Origin of the sequence: Mesorhizobium sp. M1227, from assembly GCF_040318315.1 — a bacterium.
Taxonomy (GTDB): Bacteria; Pseudomonadota; Alphaproteobacteria; order Rhizobiales; family Rhizobiaceae; genus Mesorhizobium.
The window spans coordinates 1-2,872 of the sequence record NZ_JAMYLZ010000089.1; the positions used below are offsets into that span (position 1 = coordinate 1).

The following is a 2,872-nucleotide window of genomic DNA, read 5'->3' on the forward strand; positions in this document are numbered from 1 at the left end:
CCCCCACCTGCGCCGTCTGGTGCGGGCGATCCGGATCAACTGGCCGAACATTCGAATCCTGCTCCGCGGCGATAGCCATTATTGCAACCCGCAGGTCATCGACTGGTGCCGCGCCAACGACGTCGACTTCATCTTTGGCCTCGCGCCCACCACGACCCTGCGCAAGCATGTCGCGGATCTGGAGGCCAGCACGACGGCGCGCTTCGAAGCGTCGGCCAAGACAGGCAAGGTCCGCAGGTTCAAGGAGTTCGTTGACGGCGCCCGCGGCGCGGCCGGGCCGGCAGCACTCAGGCGACTATAACGGGCGCAGAGCCGACCCTGCGGCTTCCAGACATTGTCGTGTACAGCTTCAGACCCTCAAGCCGAGCCCGCAGGGCCTCGCTTACCTTTTACGGGGCGGCGGTACGTCCAAGCCGCTTCAACAGTTAAGAATTTCGCAAAGACGATACCCCGGATCGTCGAGCTTCCGCTGCCACTTCCCGCATTCGCCGAGGCGGTCAATGACCCGCCCTTCACAATAGTTATCCGGCAAGCATCTGGATGCGAGAGATAATGTTGCCGGAGGCATCTCTCATGGCTTCTACACCTGCCTGAACGCCAGAACCGCGTTCGTGCCGCCAAAGGCGAAGGAGTTGCTCAGTGCCACGCGCACCTTGCGCTCGCGTGCCACATTGGGCGTGACGTCGAGATCGCAATCGGGGTCCAGCTCACGATAATTGGCAGTCGGCGGCACGACGCTCTCGCGGATAGCCATCACGCAGGCGATCAACTCGAGCGCGCCGGACGCGCCGAGGCAATGCGCGTGCATGGACTTGGTAGAAGAAATGGACATTGAGAAGGCGTGCTGACCGAAGACGCGCTTGATCGCCGCCGTCTCGATCTGGTCGTTGGCCTTGGTGCCGGTGCCGTGCGCGTTGAGATAGTCGACATCCTCGGCGTCCAGCCTGGCATCGGCAAGGCAGGCCCGCATTGCTGCCTCCGGCCCCTCGACAGTCGGCGCGACGATGTCGGACGCATCGGCGGAAAGGCCGGCACCGGCAATTTCGGCAAGGATGGTGGCGCCCCGAGCCAGGGCATGCTCGTAGCTTTCCAGCACCGCCATGCCGGCGCCTTCACCAAGCGACAGGCCCTGGCGATCGGCCGAGAATGGCCGGCAAGTATCGGGCGAAAGCACGCGGATCGCTTCCCATGCCTTCAGCACACCCCATATGAGCGGCGCTTCGCTGCCGCCGGCAAGCATCACGTCGGCCCGGCCGAGCCTGATCTGGTCCACCGCGCAGGCAATCGCATGGTTTGCCGAGGAACAGGCGGACGTGACGCCGAAGACCGGCCCGCGCAGGCCGAGACTCATGCTGACCTGGCCGGCAGCGGCACCCGGCATCGCCTTGGGTACAGTCAAGAGAGCGGCACGCTTACCGCCCAGAAGGATGGCGCGGTAGGTTTGCTCGATCGCATCCCACCCGCAGCCGCCAACGCCCACCGTCGCACCGAAGCGATACCTATTTCCCTCTTTGGAGGAAAGTCCGGCCTGACGCATGGCTTCGCGCGCCGCAAGCACAGCGAGCAGGCTGAAGCGGTCCATGGAGATGAGTTGCTTGCCGTCGATGTCATGCTCCGGCAGCGCCTTGATCTCGGCACCGATCCTGACCCTCAATTCATGGAGCTCGGAGTTGACGATTGGGCCGATGGCGGAGCGGCCTTCTCGCATCTCTGTCCAAATGGCGGCGGCGTTGGTCCCAAGCCCGCAAATACCGCCAATCCCAGTAATCACGACGCGCCTGTCCATTCACACCCCCTTAGCGAGCAAGCTGCGCACGGCTTCCACCATGTCCCCAACATTCTGGAGATCCGACCATGCCTCGGCCGTATTCATCTCGATCTGGATGCCGTAGGCCTGCTCCAGGTCCCAGAGAACGTCCGCCAATCCCAGTGAATCGATACCGAGCGAAGTCAGTCCCGTGGCAGCCGTTATCTCGCCGCCTGTGGCAGGCGCTATGCCGCCCTCCGACGCGGCGCGCTTCTTGATAATGGCGATTATTTCGTTGGCGAGTTGATCTGCCATCTTGTTCCTTTCCAGCTTGCGTTTTCGGCGTCGTTCAAAACCCGAGTCGCGTCGCGTTGCCAAAATTGCCCCTCATAGAGCCTGTGCGACCGACCAAGCCCAATGCCCATAGGAACCGGACGAGTTCCGGCTTCTGCGGCGTCAGCCCGATGACGAAGAAAAGTCGCCGGCCTCCCGCTTTTGCGCCAGCACATCAAGAATCTGCGTGTAAATGGATAGGAACCGTCGTCAAACGTCAGCTAAACGCTGCGACGGTGGGTGCTGTCAGCGTATTCACTCGGCACCTCATATGTAATCGAGATGTTTCATAGCTCCGGACCAGTTGCGATCAACTATTGTACCGGTCCGCCATTCGTCGGAGAGTTCGACATGATCGGAGCGCTGCTTCTCATTCCCAGTACAATCTCCACCGCACGCGACAGATTTCCTCTTTCGGGCTCTTCTCAAGGGACTCGCCACGCGATAGAGGCAGTGATCGGCGCACGTGAGGTCCTGCCAAGTCCATGCGACATTCCGGAAAATTGGTAAAATCGTTTGTTTCAATCAAATGCATCCACGCTATGGATAGCTAAGACATGCGTTTCAAAGGGCTCGATCTGAATCTTCTCGTCGTTCTCGACGCGCTGCTGAGCGAGCGCGGCCTCACGGCGGCGGCACGCCGCATCAACCTAACCAAATTCATGGGGGTTGGTGGATGTGGCGCAAGCCGTTGAAATGACGTAGGATTTGGTTGCTTAAGCCGATCCGAACCATTTCCCGGAGACCACACCCACCATGAACGATCTTGCGCTGCCGCTGAGCGGTTTGTCA

Annotated in this window: 2 protein-coding genes and 3 pseudogenes; 3 read left to right on the top strand and 2 right to left on the bottom strand. The window is 61.1% G+C overall.

Annotated features, from left to right (window positions below; all coding sequences use genetic code 11):
- Positions 1–262, top strand: a pseudogene (locus tag NKH28_RS34145) (transposase); the annotation flags it as partial.
- A gap of 168 nt (positions 263–430) precedes the next feature.
- A pseudogene (locus NKH28_RS34150) lies at positions 431–594 on the top strand (LysR family transcriptional regulator); the annotation flags it as partial.
- On the opposite strand, the gene NKH28_RS34155 reads toward NKH28_RS34150, so the two are convergent.
- Positions 581–1,786, bottom strand: coding sequence for a beta-ketoacyl-[acyl-carrier-protein] synthase family protein (locus tag NKH28_RS34155; RefSeq protein WP_352508066.1), 1,206 nt, complete (start codon positions 1,784–1,786; stop codon positions 581–583). The pseudogene NKH28_RS34150 and the gene NKH28_RS34155 sit on opposite strands and share 14 nt — an antisense overlap.
- Complete coding sequence (locus tag NKH28_RS34160) at positions 1,787–2,062, bottom strand: acyl carrier protein (RefSeq protein WP_352458906.1); 276 nt, start codon at positions 2,060–2,062, stop codon at positions 1,787–1,789.
- 575 nt (positions 2,063–2,637) lie between these two features.
- On the opposite strand from NKH28_RS34160, the pseudogene NKH28_RS34165 reads away from it, so the two are divergent.
- Positions 2,638–2,739 (top strand): annotated as a pseudogene (locus NKH28_RS34165) (LysR family transcriptional regulator); the annotation flags it as partial.
- Positions 2,740–2,872: the final 133 nt, after the last annotated feature.

Excerpts from the sequence above, each read along its gene's own strand:
- NKH28_RS34155 (WP_352508066.1), bottom strand. The coding sequence starts at position 1,786 with ATGGACAGGCGCGTCGTGATTACTGGGATTGGCGGTATTTGCGGGCTT.
- NKH28_RS34160 (WP_352458906.1), bottom strand. The coding sequence starts at position 2,062 with ATGGCAGATCAACTCGCCAACGAAATAATCGCCATTATCAAGAAGCGC.